Source organism: Bacillus sp. FSL K6-0255 (genome assembly GCF_045040725.1).
Lineage (GTDB): Bacteria > Bacillota > Bacilli > Bacillales > Bacillaceae > Bacillus > Bacillus subtilis.
Genome location: NZ_CP150278.1, coordinates 177501 through 198069 on the forward strand (window position 1 = coordinate 177501; position 20569 = coordinate 198069).

A 20569-nucleotide genomic window follows, 5' to 3' on the forward strand; every position below is an offset into this window, starting at 1 on the left:
GTCATTAATACAAAAGCGGGCGGTCGCGGACGTTTGTCAGCATTTGTTGCCGGTGCTTTTCTGATGTTTTTAATTGCGGTGTTAAGTCATGTCGTGGTGAAAATCCCAATGGCGGCGTTAGTAGCTGTAATGGTTATGGTGTCTGTCGGCACTTTTGATTGGTCTTCTTTAAAAGGTCTCAAAAAAGCGCCGCTCACGGACTCGATTGTCATGGTTGTGACTGTGGTTACGGTTGTTGTGACGGATGACTTATCTAAGGGTGTATTTGTCGGTGTTCTTTTAAGTGCCGTGTTCTTTGTAGCAAAAATCTCGAAGCTGAAAATCGTTTCTCATGCAGAGGATCAAAAGCTTAGAACGTATCAAGTGAAGGGGCAAATCTTTTTTGCGTCAGTGACTGATCTTACGAATGCGTTTATATATCAAGAGGATATTGAGCGGGTTGTGATTGACTTAACTGAAGCTCACGTATGGGACGATTCTGGTGCGGCCGCACTTGATAAGATTGTTGCGAAGTTTAAGGAACAAGGCATTGAAGCTGAGTTAAAAGGTTTGAATAAAGCGAGTAAATCTCTAATGAAACAGATGGCATAAAATAGAGAAGCCCAGATGAATGAGATCTGGGCTTTTTTATATAACATACACTTAAGCAGCATTGATATAATAGAGAGAAGAGAAATTTTAAATAGGGGACTTGCATATGATGCTTCAGAAGCTGAACCGTGTATTGGGGAGAGTGATGCCGCTGTTAACGCCGACTAGTGTGGTGCTGGGCGTGCTGCTGTCTCAGTTTTTAAATGGGTATGAATGGGCTGTGCCTTGGATCTTTGCTTTTATTACGTTTGCAGGCAGTTTGAGCGCGAACTTTCAATCTTTGAGACATGCATTGTCTCATCCTCTCCCTATGATTCTTGCACTATTCGTTCTTCATATTTTCATGCCGCTTTTTGCTTGGGGCAGCGGCCATCTTATATTTAAAGGTGATCCTTTGACGATTACCGGTTTAACATTGGCTGTTGTGATTCCTACGGGGATTACAAGCTTGATTTGGGCAGCGATGTACAAAGGGAATGTCGGTTTGACACTTTCGATTATTTTAGTTGATACTGTGCTGTCACCGCTAATCGTACCGCTGAGTCTTTCATTGCTGGCCGGCGCTCAGGTTCACATGGATGTGTGGGGAATGATGAAAGGTCTGATTGTAATGGTCGTGATTCCTTCTTTTTTGGGCATGCTGTTTAATCAGATGTCATCTCCAGAAAGAACTGCGTTTGTGAGCAGTGCGCTGTCGCCTTTTTCAAAGCTTTGCTTGATGGCAGTGATTGCGATTAACAGTTCAGCGATTGCTCCTTATTTCAAATCCATTGATTTGAGATTTGCAGGAATAGCTGTAACGGTATTCTTTATCGCGTTAACAGGTTATGCCGCTGCTTGGCTGATCGGAAAAATGATGAAAAGGCGGCAAGAGGAAATAGTCTCTCTTATATTTACGGGAGGCATGAGGAATATTAGTGCCGGCGCAGTTCTTGCCGTTACGTTCTTCCCGTCTCAGGTTGCCGTTCCTGTTGTGATCGGCATGCTGTTTCAGCAGATATTGGCTGCTTTGTTTGGCTATATGCTGAATCGTTTTGAATTAAAACCAATGTTGCAGAAGGCATAAAAAAACCGCTCATAGGGTTGAGCGGTTTTTTCCGTATAGCCATTCGAGCGCGTTGATGAACTGTTTGCAGAAATACTTGTGGTGGTGCACCGCTCCTTTTTCAATTGAAAGACACAACTGGTCTTCAGTGAAGCCTTTTTCTTTTAGACTTTGATGAACTTGCTTTGTTTTTTTCAGCATATGTCGCTGAATGGATTGTTTTTCACGGCCTTCTTCACTCCCGATAGACATGAAAACACGTGCAGTGCCGGGCTTTAAAGAAGATATATGAATGGTTTCCGCTGCGTTCTCGTACCAGTATGAACCTGATATAGAGCCTATTTTCCCGAACATTGACGGATATTTTAATATGGCGAACATTGAGATGAGGCCGCCTAATGAGGCACCGATCATTCCTCTTGACTGCGGTTCCCTGGTGACGTTCCAGTTTTCTTCGATTAGCGGAATGAACTGGTTCGTTATATCAGACAGATAGTGATATCCCATTCCGCCGAAGTCCGTGAACCGATCACTGAGTGATGCAGCCGGCCATGGGGTGTATTCATCAAGCCGGTTTTCGGGTTCGATACCGATCAGCACGAGTTCAGGGAGCCTTTGCTGTTGAAAGGCGCTTTCTAGTAATTCGATTTGGTTTTGGAACAAAGAACTGCCATCCTGCACGTAAACAGCAGGAAATCCCCCGCTGTCTGTGCTGTAGGAAGGAGGGAGGTACAGCGTGAACCTCCTGTTGCCGGCTTTGTGTTCTGAAAGAGATCCTTTCAAGCATTCTCCCCCTTTTTTTGCTTGAAAAGCAGATATAAGAAATAAGGAACTCCGAGGATCGCCAAAATGATGCCTGCGGGCACTTCTGCGGGCTGAAAAAACAGTTTTCCGGCAAAGTCTGCGCTTATCACAAGAAGCATCCCGATTAAACCGCTCAGTGGCAGGATATAGCGATGTTCGACGCCAGCCAGTCTCCGTGAGATATGGGGAGCAATTAAGCCGACAAACGCCATACTTCCCGCTACGGAGACACAGGCGCTGATGATTGCTACACAGGCAACGAGAAGGATGGTTTTTTCTTTATTTGATGAAATACCGAGGCTTCTGACTGTGTCTTCATCAAAACGAATGGTGTCGAGCAGGCGGGATTTGCCGATAAGAATCGGTATAAACAGCAGCATCCATGGGAGTACAGCTGTAATATACGTCCAGTTGGCAGACCAGATGCTTCCGTTTTTCCACACCATGGCCATTTGATAGTCTTGCGGGTCCATTTTTAAAGATAAAAACAAAGACAGGGCGCTGAATCCTGAATTGATCGCAATCCCTACCAAAATAATTCTTCCTGAATCTAAATTGCCTCTGTGCCATGCAAATATGTAAATCAGGATCGCCGCGATGAGCCCGCCTATCAATCCAAAGAGCGGCATTCCCATCGCTGCAGCTATGGATGTCACTTCCTTCTGGCCTTGGAATAAGAGCATAAACGCTACAATGCCAGCTCCTGCCCCTGCGTTGATTCCGAGAATTCCAGGGTCAGCAAGCCCGTTTCTCGTGATGGCCTGGATAACAGCGCCTGCAATGCCAAGACCGAGTCCAATAATAGCAGCCATGACAACCCGCGGCAGTCTTAAATCGAACAGCAAAATTTCATACTGCGGATTCGGGTCGATTTGAAAAAGAGTGGAGAGCAGCTCAGCAGGACGAACAGAAAATGATCCGCTCGTTAAGCTGAAATAGCTGACAACAAGAATCAAAGCGATGAACAATGCATATTTTTTAGCCATTTTGCTCCCCTCCTTTTCGTTTAATTAAATAAAGGAAGAAAGGTACGCCGATAATGGATGTTACGACCTCAATCGGTGTTTCAAACGGATAGTTGATAAATCTGCTTGCGAGATCACACAGGGTTAAAAAGATTCCGCCCAAAATACAGGAACACGGAATCAGCCTGCTGTAATCAGAGCCGACGAGAAATCTCGTGATATGCGGAACAACCAACCCGACAAACGCAATTTTTCCGGCCAGCGCTACGGCACTGCCGGTTAGAATGATGACGGAAAGCATCGCCATGATTTTAATGGTTTTTTTCTTTTGCCCCAGGCTTTTAGAAATGTCGTCCCCTAATGATACAGCGGTTACCTTTTTGCTGAGAGAAATGGCCATTATAATGCCAATCAGGAAAAACGGAGCGGCAAGCTTCAGGAAATCTGGACTCATTTGATGAAGTCTGGCACTGTACCAGAAACTGAGATCCTGAGAAATTTGAAAATAAATCGACATGGCCGCTGATAAGCTGCTGAGCAGCATGCTTGTGACTGTGCCGATGATGGCGAGCTGCACGGGGGTAAATCCGTTTGGCATCATGGCGGCAAGGCCGAATACTAACACCGCTCCTAACGCTGAGCCGATAAAAGAGTATATCATCATTTCAATCGAAGATGATTGCGGGAGCAGAACCATGCAAAGCGTAATGATAAACGCTGAACCATCTGAAACACCCATAATGGATGGCGAAGCTAAATAATTGCGCGTAATGCCCTGCATAAGCGCTCCAGAAACAGCAAGGGCTGCCCCTATGAGCAGAGCGCCGGCAGCCCTTGGAATCCGGGAATGCCATATAATTTGATGGTCTGTGTTTCCCGGATCGAAATGAATAAGAGATGTAAAAACAATATCTGTGCTGAGATGCTTTGCCCCATAAAGGATTGAAAGCAAAAGTGACAGCGCTATAGCAAATGGAGAAGTAATCAATATGATACGTGTCCACTGTTTTGAATACATACAAAAACCTACTCTGAATTAGTTTTGTGTCAATTTTTCAGCAGCCGCTTTCAGGAAACGGACTTTGCTCCAAGCTGTGCCGCCTTGTGCGAGAGGGTCCACTGAGTTGACATACACATGGTCTTCTTTGACTGCTTTAAGGCTTTTCCAGATTGGATTTTTCTCTAAATCTTTTAAGGCATCAGGTTTGTCTGCATTTTCATCATCAGAAAATTGGACGAAAATATGGTCCGGGTTCATTTCACTTAATTTTTCTAATGAAATCAGCTCTTGCGCTTTTGCAGCCTTTACTTCGTTCGGCGCCTTAAGGCCTAAATCACCGTATAGTGTGGAGTTGAAATACACCTGTTCAGGGTAAATGTAAATGTTGCCTTGTCTGATTCTGATGACAAGCGCTTTTGAATCTTTCGCTTTATCGTTGATTTTTGTTTTTATTTCTTTTAGATCCTGTTCATAGTCTGCAATAATTTTCTTTGCTTTTTTCTCTTTTCCAGTCAGCTGGGCAAGAAGCATCATGTTTTCCTTCCAGTTTGAAGAGATATGAGAAACTGGGATCGTCGTGCCTGCTGTGCTGATTTTTTGCAGCGTTTTTTCCGGAAACTTTGTTGAAGCAAGGATAACATCTGGCTTCATTTCAAGAATCTTTTCAATATTTGGCTCCATTTTTTCTCCGGTTGGTTCGGCTTTATCAGTGATGTCTTTGAACATATCAGGGAATTTGCCGGAGAATGAAATTGCGCCTTGCGGATGAACGTCAAGCAATTTCGCGTCTTCCATTGATTCAACGCTTCCCGTAATGGCAATTTTGTCTGTCGGTACAGTTACTTCATATGTTTTATCAAGGTATTCAATTTTCTTCTTCTCAGATGCTGTGCCGCTTGCCTTGCTGGCAGTTGATTCATTTTTGCTGCCGCAAGCTGCCGCCGTCAGCGCGAGAAGTAAGATTAATAAGGTAAGAGATATCTTTTTCATCTATAGAGCCTCCTGTTCAATTGATAACTATTATCAATTGGAATTATAGAGAATGAACAGATATAACACCATGGACAAATTCCTGATTTATCATGGACAATCTCCGGATAGTAAAGAAACAGTTTGCTGAACGATGCGTTCGTGCCCGCAAGCTGAGTATTCATTCCACGGGTCAAGGGATAGAAGATAAACACGGTTATCTCGTACCGCGCTTAGGTTTTGCCATGCTTCTGTCTGCTGTAATTGGTGGTAGTAAGCTATGGTCTCCGGCTCTTTAAAAAGAAAAAGCATCATACAGTCAGCTTGGTAATTTGCGATATTTTCTAACGAAATCGCTTGTTCTGAAGGTGTGTCAGCCGTTGTTGCCGAGCTGAATCCTAAATCCCCAAAGAAAACTTCGCGGACACTTCGGTTATGTGCCAGATAGAAGTTTTGCTTATGCAGCCTCAAAAAGAGAAAACGCAGCCCTTGAACGTGCTGAAGTGTTTTTTTGGCGGCTGTTGTCTGCTGGTCATAATCCGCTAGCCACTTTTCTGCTTCGGACTCTTCCTTTAAAAATGAGGCAGTTTGCAGAAAGTGGGTTCTCCAGCTTTCTTCTGAAGGAAGGTACATGACTTCTGCGATGCGATTCAGGCGATCTTGTTCTTCTGGAGAAATAGAATCCATGCTGACAATCACATCTGGTTCTGCCTGTGATAACGTGTACAGGTTTTCTTCCCACTTTTCATTAAACCGGTATGCACTAAGCTGGACGGGTATATCTGTCGAATAATGCTGATAGTAGTAAGACGTCCATTTCGGATGCAGAGCGGCCGCAAAAGGTATGTGGTGAAGAGGGATGAGATGGCCCATTGTGCCCCTTCCGTATGCGGCGATTTTCTTTCGGCGTTTTTTCATATAGCTTGTAGGTGAACAGCCTGTATATTTTTTGAAGATTCTGCTGAAATAAAATTCATCTTGATAACCGGTTTGGTGTGCGATTTCTTTCAATTTGCAGTTTGATTTTGCCATGAGCCGTTTTGCCTTTGTGATTCGTGTTTTCGTAATAAATTCTGTTACGCTCTGCCCTGTCCATTTTTTAAAGCTTTCACTGTAGTGTTTGGCACTGATTCCTGCCATTTGCGACAGCTGGGCAAGCGTGATTTTTGTATCGGCATGGGTTTCGATATAGTGTTTTGTTTTTTCGATTGCTGAATGTGTATCCGTTTGATCAGATAAACTTGCAGTAAAGAGGTCATAAATCAGGCTTTGTACTTCAATCACACATTTTAGCTGAGAAAGCTGAGACGATTCATTCCATAGTGCGGCAAGCTCTTGAAGCCGGACTGCAAGATTTTCGATATGTGAAACATTCATAAGCTTCAGGTTGGCTAATTCCGATTCTGTGCACGGTGTGAAAATATCTTGCCCGGTTTCCTTGATATAGCTTTGAAGCCTGATTATACAGGCATCTATATGTCCATCGGCTGCTGGCGTAAAGCCAAAGGTCTCGTTAGGCGGACAAACATAAAGTGTCTTTTTTTGCAGAGGATTGGTGTTTGTTCCGATCGAAATATAGCCGTTTCCTTTTAAATGAAAAATCAGCACGAATGAATCGGCTAATTGCTGTTCTGAGAAGAGATCACTTGTCTTTTTTAGATATTCAATTTGTACCGGTTGATAAATCACTGCATTTTGCACGAGTAGACCACCTTTTCAGAAGCTTTCAATTGATAATCATTTTCAATAAAAATTGTACCAAATAAATGAAAGTTTTCCTATATAAAGCGGGTGGGTTTTTAGCATGAAAAAAACCCTTACTTATGTGTAAAAGTAAGGGTCTTTCGTTCAGTAAGAATATGTTACACGTGTAACATACGATGCTTACGTTCTAATAAATGAGATATTTTTTTCTTGTTTTGCTGAATTGTTGGAGTGTTTTTTCATAGTTGTTTATGATGTCCTCAACCGAAGTTCCATTTTCAATTTTTGTCCTGATCCAGCCGTTGCCTGCCAGTTTATCGAATGAACCTGTTGACAGGAACTCAAAATCCTCAGGATAGAGATCGTGTATGGTTTTAATGACTGAAAGACCCGTTTTAACGGCTTCAAACTTATCTCTGTCTGTCACATAGAGCTGCACACCGTGGCAAAGCGTTCCTTGATGTTTAGAAAACGTCGGTGTGAAGGATGCTGCCCTAAATGTAACGCCCGGCAAATGGAGGCTGTTTAATGTTTCTTCAAGTTCTGTGCTTTTGATAAAGGGAGCTCCGATCAATTCGAATGGCTTTGTTGTCCCTCGCCCTTCGGATATATTTGTTCCTTCAATCAGCCCGGTTGCAGGATAAACAAATGTGCTTTCCACCGTCGGCATGTTAGGCGAAGGGAGGACGAAAGGCAATCGGGTATCGTCAAAATCCATCTTTCGTTTCCAGTGTTTCATTTTTACCACTGTAAGATCGGCATCAATACTGAATTCTTTGTTGAACAGTGAAGCCAATTCGCCTATCGTCATCCCATGCTTCAATGGAATGGGATACAATCCGACAAATGAGGCGTATTCAGGTTCTAAGATTGGTCCTTCAATATGATTCCCGCCTTGAGGATTCGGACGGTCCAGCACCATAAATGGAATGCCGTTTTCTTTAGCGGCTTCCATTGCGTATGCCATTGTATAAATGTACGTGTAGAAACGGGTCCCGACAACCTGAATGTCAAACATTAGAATATCGACATTTTTCAGCAATTCTGGAGTCGGTTTTTTCGTTTTTCCGTAGAGGCTGTATACGGGAACCCCGGTTTTTTCGTCAATGTAAGAGCCTACTTCGTCTCCAGCCTGGGCGTCACCGCGGACGCCGTGTTCAGGGCCGAATAAAGCTGTCAGTTTGATATCTGGGTTCTCGTAAAGAATATCGACACTGCTTTTCAGAGATGCGTTTACTCCGGTTGGATTGGTGATCAGTCCGATGCGTTTTCCCTTGAGCTGTTTTTTATAGTCTGGCAAGAGCGTGTCTATCCCAGTCTGGACTTTAGGTTTTTTAGCCGTTTGATTCTTTGAATCGGGTGAAGCAGAGGCAGCGGTTATCGTTCCGAACATCATGAGCCCTGTCAGAAAAGCGAATATTGTTTTTCTCATGTGTCCCTCCTTATTAAAGCGGTTTTCCCGTTTTGATATTTAATCCGTAGCCATATGGATAAAGGGTGTCCCCCGGGTTCGTGACTGATGGGATGTTAACTGGAAGTGTGCCTTTAGGTTTTGCCTGGCCGAAAATCGCCATCACTCCGGCCGGAATATTAGGTTGAAGATAACGGCCATTTGCGTATCCTTTAAAGCCATAGACTGCAATCAGTGCCTTTGCTTCTTCGAAATTGGCGGCATCATATGGGTTGCGCAGGCTCATTAAGACAAATGGTTTGTTGTGCTGCAGTGCGGCTTTCATGACAGCTCTCGGAAACACGGTGGCCCATTTGCTTGAATCTGATATTGTGTCGTCGATGACACCGTCGTTGACGACAGGGTCATTTTTGACGACATAGGAGCCGGTTATGATATAATCAGCTTTTTTTACTTGTTTTGCATGCTCGGCCTTAAATACTTGGTTGGCAAAGTTCATTTTGCTGAGGGATACGGGTTTGATTTTCTTTCGCTTGATGAGATCGTGAATGGTTTGTTCGATTGAAGCAGTTTGTTCTTCGTAAGGTGCCACAATTAAGATGTGGCTGCCTTTTTTAGGCTTGAACGGCAAAGTGTGCTGTTCATTTTTTAATACAGTTACTGCTTTTTCAGCTATTTTTTTCTCTGCTTTCAGGTGCTGCTTGCTTCCTACGATTTTTTGGGCTTTGGCTATTTTTTCTTTTGTACTGTCGCTGTTTCGCGCTGGATACATGCCGCGTTTTATTTTCAGGGAAATGATTCTTTCAACTGATTTGTTGATTTGTTGTTCAGGAATATCCCCGTTTTTCACGGCTTCTTTCAAAGCTTGAATAACACGTGCGAATTTCTGTTCTTCTTTCATTGAAGTGACTGAGGCTGGCATTAATGCAATATCGACACCAGCTTTTACGGCCATGACCACAGCCTCTTCCTGTCCGAAATGATCTGCGATTGCCTTCATATTGAGTGCATCGGTAACGATCACACCATTAAAGCCCATTTCCTGACGAAGAAGACCTGTCATCACTTTTTTTGAAAGTGTAGCTGGAACCAGAATGTCCGATCCATCGAGTTTGCTTTTGTAAGTGGTGTCATCAAAGGCGGGAAACTGAACATGGGCTGTCATCACCATATCAGCACCAGCATCAATTGCTTTTTGAAAAGGATAAAGCTCGACCTCACGAAGCCGTTCTTGGCCATGGGAAACGAGCGGCAGTCCATAATGGCTGTCAACGTCCGTGTCTCCATGTCCCGGGAAATGTTTGAGGGCAGACGCGATATCCTGCCGCTGCAACCCTTTCATCGTGTATAAACCGAGGCGTGATGTCAGTTCTCGATTGGAGCTGAATGACCGTACGCCGATTACAGGATTATTAGGATTATTGTTAATGTCCACGACAGGGCTGAAATCTGTATTGATGCCTAAGGCAGAGAGCTCTTTCCCGATGATGCTGCCGGTCTGATACGCATTGATTCTGCTTCTGGCTGCGCCCAGCGCCATATTCCCAGGGAAATTAGTGCCCTCCCCTAACCTCGTTACAATGCCGCCTTCCTGATCAATACTCAGCATGAGCGGGATTTTTGGACTTGCCTTTTGGTAATCGTCTGTCAGCTGGACAGTTTGTTTTGTTGTTTTTACATTTTCTGCAAAAAGGATGATGCCTCCGAATTGATATTTCTTGACGAGGCTGGCGACTTCATCATTCATTTCTGTAAGGGCTTGCGGAGAGGACTCGCCTTCCTTTTGCCAATTTCTAAAATCAGGCATCAGCATCTGGCCGAGTTTTTCATCTAACGACATACGATTGACAATCTGATTGGCATCGATTGCACGTTTGGATGCAGAGGCTTCTGTCTGTCTGGCCCCGAAAAAGCATGAAAGAAAGAGAACGGCTGAAAGGATAAGCGGAAAGACAGGTCTCATAGAAACTTCCTCCTATCGTCTAATCATTCACTCCATCGCTTCATAAATCGCGGTTATGACACTTCCATAACTGCCTGTTGCAAATTGATCACCCTCAAAGACGTTTGGATTTTCTTCCGGATCAATAACTGGTGTATGCTTTTTATTTGTTAACAATGCGATGCCTAAATTGTATGCTGGATCAATAATTGTAACTGTCCCCGTCCAACCGGTATGCCCGTAAGCATTTTCGCTGGCATGAGGGCCAAACATCCATTCCATGCTTTTACTTCCGTTCCGCCTCCAGCCAAGAGCGAATGTCGGATCTGTTGCTGAAGGTGCTGTAAACAGGTCGGCTGTTTTCTGATCAAATAAAGAAATGTTTCGGTATGAACCTTTGTTTAACATGACTTGCAGCAGTATGGACATATCATCTGCATTTGAGAACAATCCGGCATGCCCAGACACGCCACCCATTGAGTAAAACGCTTTTTCGTCATGCACCTCTCCTTGCAGCGTGTTTGTGCGGATGTTAGGGAATTGAATAACGCCGTCACGTGTATTGCCCATGCGTTCAGTAGCTGCGAACTGTTTCGGTTTAAAGCTCTTTTCCAGCGGATTGTACAAGGTATGCTTCAGCCTGAGCGGTTTGTAGAGCTCTTGCTCCGTGTAGACATCAAGCGGTTGACCGGTGAGTTTTTCGACAATACATCCGAGTAGCATATATCCAATGTCACTGTATACGTGCTTTGTCCCAGTTTGGTAATCGAGCGGAATTTTCGTCAAATATTCAATCGTTTTGTCCCGTTCCTGGGAATAGTACTTGCCGGCTTTTTCCGGCGTGTAAAAGTAAAAGCTTGATGGGAGCCCTGATTGGTGCTGGAGGACATCGATGACACGTATCTTGTCTTTTCCTTTTATGAGGTCACCCGGCTGATCCTTGAAACCCGGCAAATATGCAGAAACTTTTTCATAGACGTCAAGTTTTCCTTGGCTGACTAAGCGCTGCAATGCAAAATTTGTTGCGTACATTTTTGTATTTGAGGCTAAGTCAAACATCGTGCGGGTTTTCATTTTGGCCGGACGGCGCAGCAGTTCTGATCCTTCGTACTTTTTACTGTAGCCGTATGCTGCTTTTTTTATGATGCGTCCATCCTTCACCACCACAAGAACGGCGCCTGGAAATCCTGCTGCAATATCCCGTTCTATCATCTGATCTACCTTCCTTAGCTTCTTCGTCGAGAATTGTGCAGTTTCTGCATTTATGGTTTTCGGCTCAATCAAGTTGTCTGCTGTTTGTGCGAAGGTTTCATTTGGCGCAAATATCGATAGGGTTAAAATGGCACTGAATATGAACAGTGTCTTTGTTTTCACAGGCTAGCCCCTTTCTGTGCTTCTATCCCGTTTACTATCCCTAATATAGAAACAATTTAATCGAACTGAGAAGCCATTTCATCTTTATATCCGAATGCATAGGTCAATAAAAAGCCGGCCGCGTAGGAAATAAAGAGCCCAACGATATACAGGATGATTTGCGAAGGCAGGACTAGAAAAGAAAGCGGCAGTCCGGAGACACCAATCGCAATGGTGGCTACTTGAAAATAAGCTTGAAAGGCGCCGCCGATTCCAGCTCCTAAACATGCTGTTAAAAACGGACGGCCAAGCGGCAGCGTGACTCCGAAAATAAGCGGTTCACCAATGCCGAGCAGTCCCGATGGAAGCCCGCCGGCGATTGCTTTCCTCAGTGTTGTTTTTTTCGTCTTCATGAAAACGGCAAAGGCCGCGCCTACCTGTCCTGCACCTCCCATAGCCAAAATAGGGAGCAGAGGATCATTGCCAATTGAATTGATCAGTTCCATGTGCACAGGCGTCAAGCCTTGATGCAGTCCGGTTACAACGAGAGGAAGGAAGGTTGCGCCCAGAATAAAGCCTGCAGCGATGCCGCCGATGTCCAGGATGGACAGAAGGCCGGATGTAATAGCATCAGAAATGAATCCGCCTAAAGGCATAAATACGACATACGTTACGATTCCGGTGATTAACAGTGAAACGGTGGGTGTGACAATGATATCGAGTGATTGAGGAATAAAACGGCGAATAAATTGTTCGGTGTAAGCAATGAATATGGCTGCGAAAAGGACGCCGATCAGACCTCCCCTGCCCGGGAGAAGCTCTTCTCCAAATAAACTGATTTTTGCGATCTCCGGATTGATAATCAAGATCCCGGCCAAAGCCCCAAGTGCGGGTGTCCCGCCAAATTCTTTCGAAGCGTTAATACCGACGAGAATGCCGAGATAAGTGAACAGCCCTGATCCGATGACTGTCAGGATAATCGCAATTTGTGAGTCTGCAGAGAGCCAGCCTGCTTGAATAATTGCTTTGGTAATCCCAGTAATTAAACCGGAAGCGACTAGAGCGGGAATAAGAGGGATGAAAATGCTGGCAATTTTACGTAAGAAAAGTTTAAAAGGAGTGGCGTTTTTTCGATTGATATCGGCTTTCTTTTTGGCCGCTGCTTCTTTGACATCGGCACCTTCTTCTGCTGACACGAGCTTTGAGAAAGCAGCTGTAACATGATTGACGACTCCTGTGCCGAGGATAATTTGTAAGGTTTCAGCTTCAACGACCCCCAATACGCCGTCAAGCTTTCTTAAACCCTGAGCATCTGCTTTGCTTTCATCGTAAGGCGTAATGCGCAGGCGTGTCATGCAATGCGTATATGAAGAAATATTGGATTTTCCTCCGCATAGCTCAAGGATTTTCTGTGCGAGATGATGGTAGTTATTTTCTTTGCTCATTAAAACCCCTCCCCTTCAAGATGCCTTATTTTATTCTCATAGATTGTATGGCTGCTCTCGTTTTATCTATATAACCGGTTGTCGTTTCATACTGCTCAGCCGCCATGCCTAAAAACAAAACATCAATTATAAAAAGCTGGGCGAGGCGGGAGGAAGTGGCTGCACTTCGAATCAAGGCTTCATTGGAATGGGCTGTATACAAAGGGACATCAGCCAGTGCGGAGACGGATGTCTGACTGAATTGTGTGAGGCTGATCGTTGTGATGCCTTTTTCCTTGGCCATGGCAAACAGTTCAATGATTTCCTGTGTCTCTCCTGAAAACGAAATGGCGAATACGATGTCGTCTTTATCTGCATTTGCGATTAAAGATGCCACAAGATGAGTGTCTGTAAACGCGGTTGCTTGTTTATGAATGCGAAGCCACTTTTGCTGGGCGTCCTTGGCGACAATGCCGGAAGCCCCGAGGCCGATAAAATGCACGGTATGAGCTTTGAGAAGCATAGAAACCGCTCGCTCAAGCTCTTTGTAGTCCATCAGGTCTGAAGTATCCTGAATGGCTTGAATGGCATTGCCGGCCGTTTTTTCGGAAATGGAGGGCAGCGGCTCGTGGGGAACAATATCCCGGTAGCCCTGAAAAGTAGGCTTTGCCAGATCGCCTGCTACTCTCATTTTTAAATCTTGAAATCCTTTCAAACCGAGTGATTTGCAGAGCCTGATGACGGCAGCGTCACTTGAATTGGCTAAGGCGCTGATTTCGTTGACCGTGCTTTCGATTGCTTTGTGGGGATGGGCTAGGATATAATCTGCAAGTTTGCGCTCGGATGGAGGGAGCTTATGCTTCATTGATTGGATGATCGCTAAACCGCCTGTGGCCATTCTAGTTCTCTCCTTATCATGGATGGTAATGTTCGATTGCTTTGTCAATGAAACCGTTTGCTTCATCGAGTAATGTCTTTGCTTGTTTCTGATCTGTGCTTGTTTTGAGCATGACGATTGCTGTTTTGACGTGATGATCGGCTTGTTCCAGAGTGTATCTGGCTGTGTCGTATGAAGCGTTTGTAAGGCTTTGGATGATGCTGATGGCGCGTTCTTTTAGTTTTTTGTTGCTAACGTTGACGTCTACCATCAAGTTTTCGTAAACCTTGCCGATTTTGACCATTACAGCGGTAGATATCATGTTTAGAATCATTTTATGTGCGGTTGCGGCTTTCATACGTGTTGATCCTGTAATGGCCTCAGGTCCGACGACAACCTCAATGCTGTGATCCGCATCCTTGCTGATGGCGGAATTTTCATTGCAAGTAAGGGCGATGGTGTGTGCTCCGACTTTGCGGGCGTATCTTAGGGCGCCTGCGGCGTACGGTGTGCGGCCGCTTGCTGCGATGGCAATGACGGTGTCATTTGAAGTGAGCTGTATGTTTCTTAAATCTTCAGCTCCTGCTTCTTCACTGTCTTCAATGCCCTCTGCTGCCTGTAAAAAGGCTTTGGGGCCTCCAGCCATGATTCCGATGACCTGATCTGGGCTTACGCTGTAGGTGGGAGGACATTCAACAGCATCCATGACGCCGAGTCTGCCGCTTGTGCCGGCGCCTGTATATATGAGCCGGCCTCCATTTTGGAACGATTCATATGCGCAGTCTACAGTTGTTTTGATGTCGGGGAGAACCTCCTGAACGGCTGCAGCGACTTTCATATCTTCGTTGTTGATCATTTTGAGGATGCCAAGAGTGTTTGCTTTGTGGATTTCAACTGTTTGGCTATTGCGTGATTCCGTTGTAAGACGGTGAAGGTTTAATGGTTCTGACATGAGGATGCCCCCTGTTTTAAAATGATATATCTCAATATTCAGTATATTCATTTCTGTTATGATATTTCAACTATGTTTTTAAATTTTTGAAATTTTATTTCACTCAAGACTATAAGAAATGTTGAAGGATCAACTGTTCTCCAAGCGGGCCGATTCTTCGCCGTCCTTTATCAAGGAACCCGCTTTTCATATAAAGGTGTTTTGCGCGTATGTTCAGATGATTGACGGCCAAGATGATTTCGTCGCACCATGGAAAATATCCGCTCACAAAAGCGGGAAGCAAAAGCATGGCTTTTTTCGCATAGCCTTTTCCGTGGTGCACAGCGTTTAAAGACAGGGAGCTGAGCAGTAAAGCAAATGGATTGTTAGAATAGGAAGCAAGCGTTTCTTTTGATGCATGTAAAATGAAAAAACCGACTGGAAGGTCGTCTTTTAAGATAACAACCGGGTATCGGTCCTGTATGCCCAGAGCCTGAGACAGCACCTCTTTCGGGAGGGAGGTAAAGCGTTTGTCATCGTTGGTGAGCGTGAATGATTGGAGCTCGGGCAAGTGTTCAGGCTTATAGAAGGATAAAGAAATGTCTTGAGTCATGGGGTGGCCTCCTTACAAGATGTCGTCAAGCTCGTTTTCCGAAATGACGCGGTAGCCCGCTTGTTTTAACAGTGCGGCGGTTACTCCGCTGCCGGTGATTTTTTTGCCAGAGAATGTGCCGTTATAGATAAAACCGCTTCCGCAAGATGGACTGTTTTCTTTTAATATGACGGCAGAAGCGTTGATTTCTTTTGCGTAAGCCAATGTTTTCGCGGCGCCTTCCATATATAGTTCTGTGACGTCTTCTCCTGAAGCTGTCACGATTTTCGCTGTTCCATTGAGGACATCCTCGCCGGTGCCTCCTATGATTTCTGCGGGTTCGCGTGGGGTAGAGAAGCCGCCGAGAAGTTCAGGGCAAGCCATGACTGCTTTCTTTTCATCGACGAGTTTTCTGATTTTCTCCGACGCTGCGTGAGAGCCGTTATATCTGCATTCAATGCCTCCAAGGCAAGAACTGACTAGAATCATATTGGTTTCTCCTCTCTTGCTTTGCTTGTCTCTATCATAAAATAAATGGCTTTAGTTGGGAGGCTTTTTCAGTTAAAAAAGGAGTTAAAAAGTTTGAAAATAAAAAATTTAATTTTTCTCTTTACAAACAGGGGGTGACCTGTATATAATAACTTTTGTCAGCTCGACGAGAACACAACGGCCCGTTGGTCAAGCGGTTAAGACACCGCCCTTTCACGGCGGTAACACGGGTTCGAATCCCGTACGGGTCACCATTTGGAGGATTAGCTCAGCTGGGAGAGCATCTGCCTTACAAGCAGAGGGTCGGCGGTTCGAGCCCGTCATCCTCCACCATCTTGCCGGTGTAGCTCAATTGGTAGAGCAACTGACTTGTAATCAGTAGGTTGGGGGTTCAAGTCCTCTTGCCGGCACTGTTTTTTCAAAATTTTATGTGGAGGGGTAGCGAAGTGGCTAAACGCGGCGGACTGTAAATCCGCTCCCTCAGGGTTCGGCAGTTCGAATCTGCCCCCCTCCACCATTATTGGGCTATAGCCAAGCGGTAAGGCAACGGACTTTGACTCCGTCATGCGTTGGTTCGAATCCAGCTAGCCCAGTCACAGACACCTTTGATCAAAAGGTGTCTTTTTTCTTTTCGGAAAAATCATTCCAACTTCTAACTGTTCAGTCTGTATAATAATTTTAAAAATATGTTAAGGTAGTTTATTCACGAATTACCATCTACACCCTGCCAAAAATTTGATAAACTTATTTTATAAAAAAATTGAAACCTTTTGAAACGAAGCTCGTATACATACAGACCGGTGAAGGCAGAGGTTAGATAAATATGGAAATGATGATTAAAAAAAGAATTAAACAAGTCAAAAAAGGCGACCAGAATGCATTTGCGGACATCGTAGATATTTACAAAGATAAAATTTATCAGCTTTGCTACCGTATGCTTGGCAATGTGCATGAGGCGGAGGATATTGCACAGGAAGCTTTCATCAGAGCGTACGTTAATATCGACAGTTTTGATATTAACCGGAAATTTTCAACTTGGCTTTATCGAATCGCGACCAATTTGACCATTGACCGCATTCGCAAAAAGAAGCCGGATTATTACCTCGATGCAGAGGTGGCTGGTACGGAAGGCTTGACCATGTATTCTCAAATCGCCGCAGATGGTGTTTTGCCTGAAGATGCAGTTGTGTCGCTGGAGCTCTCAAACACGATACAGCAGAAAATTTTAAAGCTTCCTGACAAATACAGAACAGTCATCGTATTAAAGTATATTGACGAACTCTCATTAATTGAAATCGGGGAGATTCTAAACATTCCTGTGGGGACTGTGAAAACGCGGATTCACAGAGGCAGAGAGGCTCTTAGAAAACAATTAAGGGATCTTTAAGTGGGGTGATGAAATGAGCTGTCCTGAACAAATTGTGCAGCTTATGCATATGCATCTTGATGGAGATATCCTTCCAAAAGATGAACACGTATTAAATGAACATCTGGAGACATGCGAGAAATGCAGAAAGCATTTTTACGAGATGGAGAAATCCATAGCGCTCGTACGGAGCACATCGCATGTCGAAGCCCCCGCGGATTTTACCGCTAATGTCATGGCAAAATTGCCTAAGGAGAAGAAAAGAGCTTCTGTAAAAAGATGGTTCAGATCCCATCCCGTTATCGCAGCTGCTGCGGTATTCATCATTTTGATGGGCGGGGGTTTTTTTAACAGCTGGCATAATGACCACAATTTCAGCGTGTCCAAGCAGCCGAATCTTGTGGTTCATAACCATACTGTGACCGTGCCAGAAGGTGAGACGGTCAAAGGTGATGTCACTGTCAAAAACGGCAAGCTGATTATTAAAGGCAAAATAGACGGGGATGTAACCGTCGTAAACGGAGAAAAATATATGGCCTCTGCTGGACAAGTCACCGGTCAGATTGAAGAAATCAATCAATTATTCGATTGGACATGGTACAAGATGAAGTCTGCGGGGAAAAGTGTACTCGATGCATTCAGTCCGAACGGAGAAGAGTAAAGCGCGTTAGCCGCTTTGCTCTTTTTTTGCGGGCTGAGAGGGCTGGCACATTTCACTTGCTAAATCGAAATGTGGTATAATGGGCTCGCTATGTAAAGTACATATGCGTAACACGTAAAACACAAAATACGAAATGACTGAAATCTTGGAGGACGAGGAAATGGCTTTTGAGGATATCCCTTTTTTGCAGTACCTCGGCAATGCCGTTGATATTCTCCTTGTTTGGTATGTGATATATAAATTGATTATGGTGATACGCGGCACGAAAGCGGTTCAGCTGTTAAAAGGAATTGTAGTCATCGTGCTTGTTCGTATGGCCAGCCAATATTTGGGCCTCAGCACACTTCAATGGCTGATGGACCAAGCGATAACATGGGGATTTTTAGCAATTATTATTATTTTTCAGCCTGAGCTGAGAAGAGCGCTTGAACAGCTAGGCCGCGGCCGCTTTTTTTCGAGGAGCGGCACGCCTGTTGAAGAAGCGCAGCAGAAAACGATTGAGGCCATTACAAAAGCGATCAATTATATGGCGAAACGCCGTATAGGCGCCCTGCTGACCATTGAGCGGGATACTGGAATGGGGGATTATATTGAGACCGGCATACCACTAAATGCCAAAGTCAGCTCTGAGCTGCTGATCAATATTTTTATTCCAAACACCCCGCTTCATGACGGTGCGGTGATTATGAAAAATAATGAAATTGCCGCGGCCGCCTGTTATCTGCCGCTTTCTGAGAGCCCGTTTATTTCAAAAGAACTGGGCACGCGGCACAGAGCAGCTGTCGGTATCAGTGAAGTAACAGACAGTTTGACGATTATTGTGTCTGAAGAGACCGGCTGCGTCAGTGTGGCAAAGAACGGCGACCTTCACAGAGAGCTTACAGAAGAAGCGCTGAAAGAAATGCTTGAAGCCGAGTTTAAGAAAAACACCAGAGACACTTCTTCTAACCGCTGGTATTGGAGGGGCAAGAAAAATGGATAAATTCTTAAACAACCGCTGGGCTGTGAAAATCATTGCTCTGCTTTTCGCGCTCTTGCTTTATGTGGCGGTTAACAGCAACCAAGCACCGACTCCGAAAAAACCGGGTGAATCTTTCTTTCCGACATCAACAACTGATGAAGCAACTCTGACTGATATTCCGGTTAAAGCGTATTATGATGATGAAAATTACGTCGTGACGGGTGTTCCGCAAACGGTTAATGTCACGATAAAAGGCTCGACAAGCGCCGTGAAAAAGGCTCGGCAGACCAAAAACTTTGAAATATATGCCGATATGGAACATTTGAAAACCGGCACACATAAGGTTGAGCTTAAGGCCAAAAACGTGTCGGATGGGCTGGCAATCTCAATTAATCCGTCTGTTACGACAGTGACCATTCAGGAACGGACGACCAAAAGTTTTCCCGTAGAAGTGGAGTACTACAACAAAAGCAAGATGAAAAAAGGCTATTCTCCGGAGCAGCCGATTGTCAGTCCGAAAAATGTGCAGATTACCGGATCGAAAAATGTCATCGATAATATTTCTCTTGTAAAAGCTTCAGTGAATTTGGAAAACGCAGATGAAACGATTGAAAAGGAAGCGAAAGTGACTGTCTATGATAAAGACGGAAACGCGCTTCCTGTCGACGTGGAGCCCTCGGTCATCAAGATTACCGTTCCGGTGACAAGCCCGAGTAAAAAAGTGCCCTTTAAAATTGAACGGACAGGAAGCCTTCCTGACGGTGTCAGCATAGCGAATATTGAATCCAGCCCCAGTGAGGTAACGGTTTACGGCTCACAGGATGTGTTGGATTCTCTTGAATTTATTGACGGCGTCAGCTTAGATTTAAGTAAAATTAACAAGGATTCCGATATCGAGGCAGATATTCCGCTTCCTGACGGTGTCAAAAAAATCTCACCGTCAAAGGTGACTTTGCATATAGAAGTCGATAGTGAAGCGGATCAGAAGTTCGAGAATGTCCCTATCAAGACTGTAGGGCTGAGCAGCTCACAAAACATTGAATTTCTTGATCCTGAATCACAAGCGATAGATGTAACGGCTAAAGGCTCTCCCACGAATATAAAAAAGCTGAAAAAATCAGATATTGAATTGTATGTGAATGTTTCAGATTTAGAGGACGGGGAGCATAGCGTGAAGCTTGAAGTGAACGGGCCACAGAATGTAACTTGGTCCTTGGGGCGGAAAAACGCCAAAATCAAGCTGACGTCTAAGAAAAGCAATACATCAACGAATGATAACAGCAGCAATACATCAGGGAACCAGGATGACACAGATAAACAAACAAATGATCAAAAGAACAATCAGCAAGAAGATACAAAGAACACTGATAAAAACAGCAACGATCAAAACCAAGACGAAAATAAAGATCAAAACCAAGATCAGGATGAGGATGAATCCACTGAGAATTCACAATCCTCATCGGAATAAAAAAGGAGCGATTATA

The 20569-nt window shown here is 44.5% G+C and carries 19 protein-coding genes and 5 tRNA genes (1 of these 24 running past the window's edge); 11 read left to right on the forward strand and 13 right to left on the reverse strand.

The annotated features are described in order from the left end of the window. Both MHB62_RS01020 and MHB62_RS01025 read left to right on the forward strand, forming a co-directional pair. Positions 1-591: the final stretch of a SulP family inorganic anion transporter gene (locus MHB62_RS01020; protein ID WP_003234986.1), read on the forward strand. Its footprint begins 846 nt before the window's first position; only the last 591 of its 1437 coding nucleotides appear in the window; the start codon falls outside the window, past its left edge; the stop codon is at positions 589-591. Between the two features lie 145 nt (positions 592-736). Next, on the forward strand, positions 737-1657 hold the full coding sequence (locus MHB62_RS01025) for a bile acid:sodium symporter family protein (RefSeq protein ID WP_010886390.1): 921 nt from the start codon (positions 737-739) through the stop codon (positions 1655-1657). Positions 1658-1666: 9 nt separating this feature from the next. Here MHB62_RS01025 and MHB62_RS01030 read toward each other — a convergent pair whose 3' ends face one another. The 13 genes from MHB62_RS01030 to MHB62_RS01090 all read right to left on the reverse strand — a co-directional run bounded on the left by MHB62_RS01030 (position 1667) and on the right by MHB62_RS01090 (position 16097). After that, the gene (locus MHB62_RS01030) at positions 1667-2419 is read right to left on the reverse strand and encodes an alpha/beta hydrolase (protein ID WP_003234982.1); all 753 of its coding nucleotides are present in this window, start codon (positions 2417-2419) and stop codon (positions 1667-1669) included. After that, on the reverse strand, positions 2416-3426 hold the full coding sequence (feuC, locus tag MHB62_RS01035) for an iron ABC transporter permease FeuC (RefSeq protein ID WP_003234980.1): 1011 nt from the start codon (positions 3424-3426) through the stop codon (positions 2416-2418). Before feuC ends, MHB62_RS01030 begins: the two co-directional genes overlap by 4 nt. Further along, positions 3419-4423 (reverse strand): iron ABC transporter permease, encoded by a 1005-nt coding sequence (locus MHB62_RS01040; RefSeq protein WP_003234979.1) that lies wholly within the window; start codon positions 4421-4423, stop codon positions 3419-3421. Before MHB62_RS01040 ends, feuC begins: the two co-directional genes overlap by 8 nt. Before the next feature lie 18 nt (positions 4424-4441). Further along, entirely contained in the window at positions 4442-5395 is a 954-nt protein-coding gene (feuA, locus tag MHB62_RS01045; protein ID WP_032722853.1) for an iron ABC transporter substrate-binding protein FeuA, read from the reverse strand. A gap of 90 nt (positions 5396-5485) precedes the next feature. Beyond that, positions 5486-7075 carry a bacillibactin transport transcriptional regulator Btr gene (gene btr, locus MHB62_RS01050; protein ID WP_032722854.1) on the reverse strand — a complete coding sequence of 530 codons (1590 nt, stop codon included), beginning with the start codon at positions 7073-7075 and terminating at the stop codon, positions 5486-5488. A gap of 190 nt (positions 7076-7265) precedes the next feature. After that, on the reverse strand, positions 7266-8510 hold the full coding sequence (locus tag MHB62_RS01055) for an exo-beta-N-acetylmuramidase NamZ domain-containing protein (RefSeq protein ID WP_404978343.1): 1245 nt from the start codon (positions 8508-8510) through the stop codon (positions 7266-7268). A gap of 13 nt (positions 8511-8523) precedes the next feature. After that, on the reverse strand, positions 8524-10452 hold the full coding sequence (nagZ, locus tag MHB62_RS01060; protein WP_032722856.1) for a beta-N-acetylhexosaminidase: 1929 nt from the start codon (positions 10450-10452) through the stop codon (positions 8524-8526). 27 nt (positions 10453-10479) lie between these two features. Continuing rightward, positions 10480-11805 (reverse strand): N-acetylmuramoyl-L-alanine amidase, encoded by a 1326-nt coding sequence (gene amiE / locus MHB62_RS01065; protein WP_029317272.1) that lies wholly within the window; start codon positions 11803-11805, stop codon positions 10480-10482. A 56-nt stretch (positions 11806-11861) separates the two neighbouring features. Next, positions 11862-13229, reverse strand: coding sequence for a PTS transporter subunit EIIC (locus tag MHB62_RS01070; protein ID WP_015252969.1), 1368 nt, complete (start codon positions 13227-13229; stop codon positions 11862-11864). A gap of 25 nt (positions 13230-13254) precedes the next feature. After that, positions 13255-14106: a MurR/RpiR family transcriptional regulator gene (locus MHB62_RS01075; protein WP_032722858.1), complete on the reverse strand. Its 852-nt coding sequence runs from the start codon at positions 14104-14106 to the stop codon at positions 13255-13257. A gap of 16 nt (positions 14107-14122) precedes the next feature. Then, positions 14123-15037: an N-acetylmuramic acid 6-phosphate etherase gene (murQ, locus tag MHB62_RS01080; protein WP_015252967.1), complete on the reverse strand. Its 915-nt coding sequence runs from the start codon at positions 15035-15037 to the stop codon at positions 14123-14125. Between the two features lie 109 nt (positions 15038-15146). Next, positions 15147-15629, reverse strand: a complete 483-nt coding sequence (locus tag MHB62_RS01085; protein ID WP_032722859.1) for a GNAT family N-acetyltransferase — start codon at positions 15627-15629, stop codon at positions 15147-15149. A gap of 12 nt (positions 15630-15641) precedes the next feature. Further along, positions 15642-16097 carry a DUF523 domain-containing protein gene (locus MHB62_RS01090; protein WP_021481932.1) on the reverse strand — a complete coding sequence of 152 codons (456 nt, stop codon included), beginning with the start codon at positions 16095-16097 and terminating at the stop codon, positions 15642-15644. A 179-nt stretch (positions 16098-16276) separates the two neighbouring features. Between MHB62_RS01090 and MHB62_RS01095 the strand changes: the two genes are divergently transcribed. The 9 genes from MHB62_RS01095 (at position 16277) to cdaR (ending at position 20553) form a co-directional block, all read left to right on the forward strand. Further along, positions 16277-16351, forward strand: a tRNA-Glu gene (locus MHB62_RS01095). A 3-nt stretch (positions 16352-16354) separates the two neighbouring features. Further along, a tRNA-Val gene (locus tag MHB62_RS01100) sits at positions 16355-16430 on the forward strand. Positions 16431-16434: 4 nt separating this feature from the next. Beyond that, positions 16435-16507, forward strand: a tRNA-Thr gene (locus tag MHB62_RS01105). A 22-nt stretch (positions 16508-16529) separates the two neighbouring features. Beyond that, positions 16530-16614, forward strand: a tRNA-Tyr gene (locus tag MHB62_RS01110). 4 nt (positions 16615-16618) lie between these two features. Then, positions 16619-16690, forward strand: a tRNA-Gln gene (locus MHB62_RS01115). A gap of 230 nt (positions 16691-16920) precedes the next feature. Beyond that, the gene (sigW, locus tag MHB62_RS01120; protein WP_014478649.1) at positions 16921-17484 is read left to right on the forward strand and encodes an RNA polymerase sigma factor SigW; all 564 of its coding nucleotides are present in this window, start codon (positions 16921-16923) and stop codon (positions 17482-17484) included. 13 nt (positions 17485-17497) lie between these two features. Then, positions 17498-18124: an anti-sigma-W factor RsiW gene (gene rsiW, locus MHB62_RS01125; protein ID WP_029317269.1), complete on the forward strand. Its 627-nt coding sequence runs from the start codon at positions 17498-17500 to the stop codon at positions 18122-18124. A gap of 160 nt (positions 18125-18284) precedes the next feature. Then, positions 18285-19106, forward strand: a complete 822-nt coding sequence (gene cdaA / locus MHB62_RS01130) for a diadenylate cyclase CdaA (protein ID WP_032722861.1) — start codon at positions 18285-18287, stop codon at positions 19104-19106. Then, positions 19099-20553: a CdaA regulatory protein CdaR gene (cdaR, locus tag MHB62_RS01135; RefSeq protein WP_032722862.1), complete on the forward strand. Its 1455-nt coding sequence runs from the start codon at positions 19099-19101 to the stop codon at positions 20551-20553. The genes cdaA and cdaR overlap by 8 nt, the downstream gene beginning before the upstream one ends. Positions 20554-20569 lie beyond the last annotated feature (16 nt).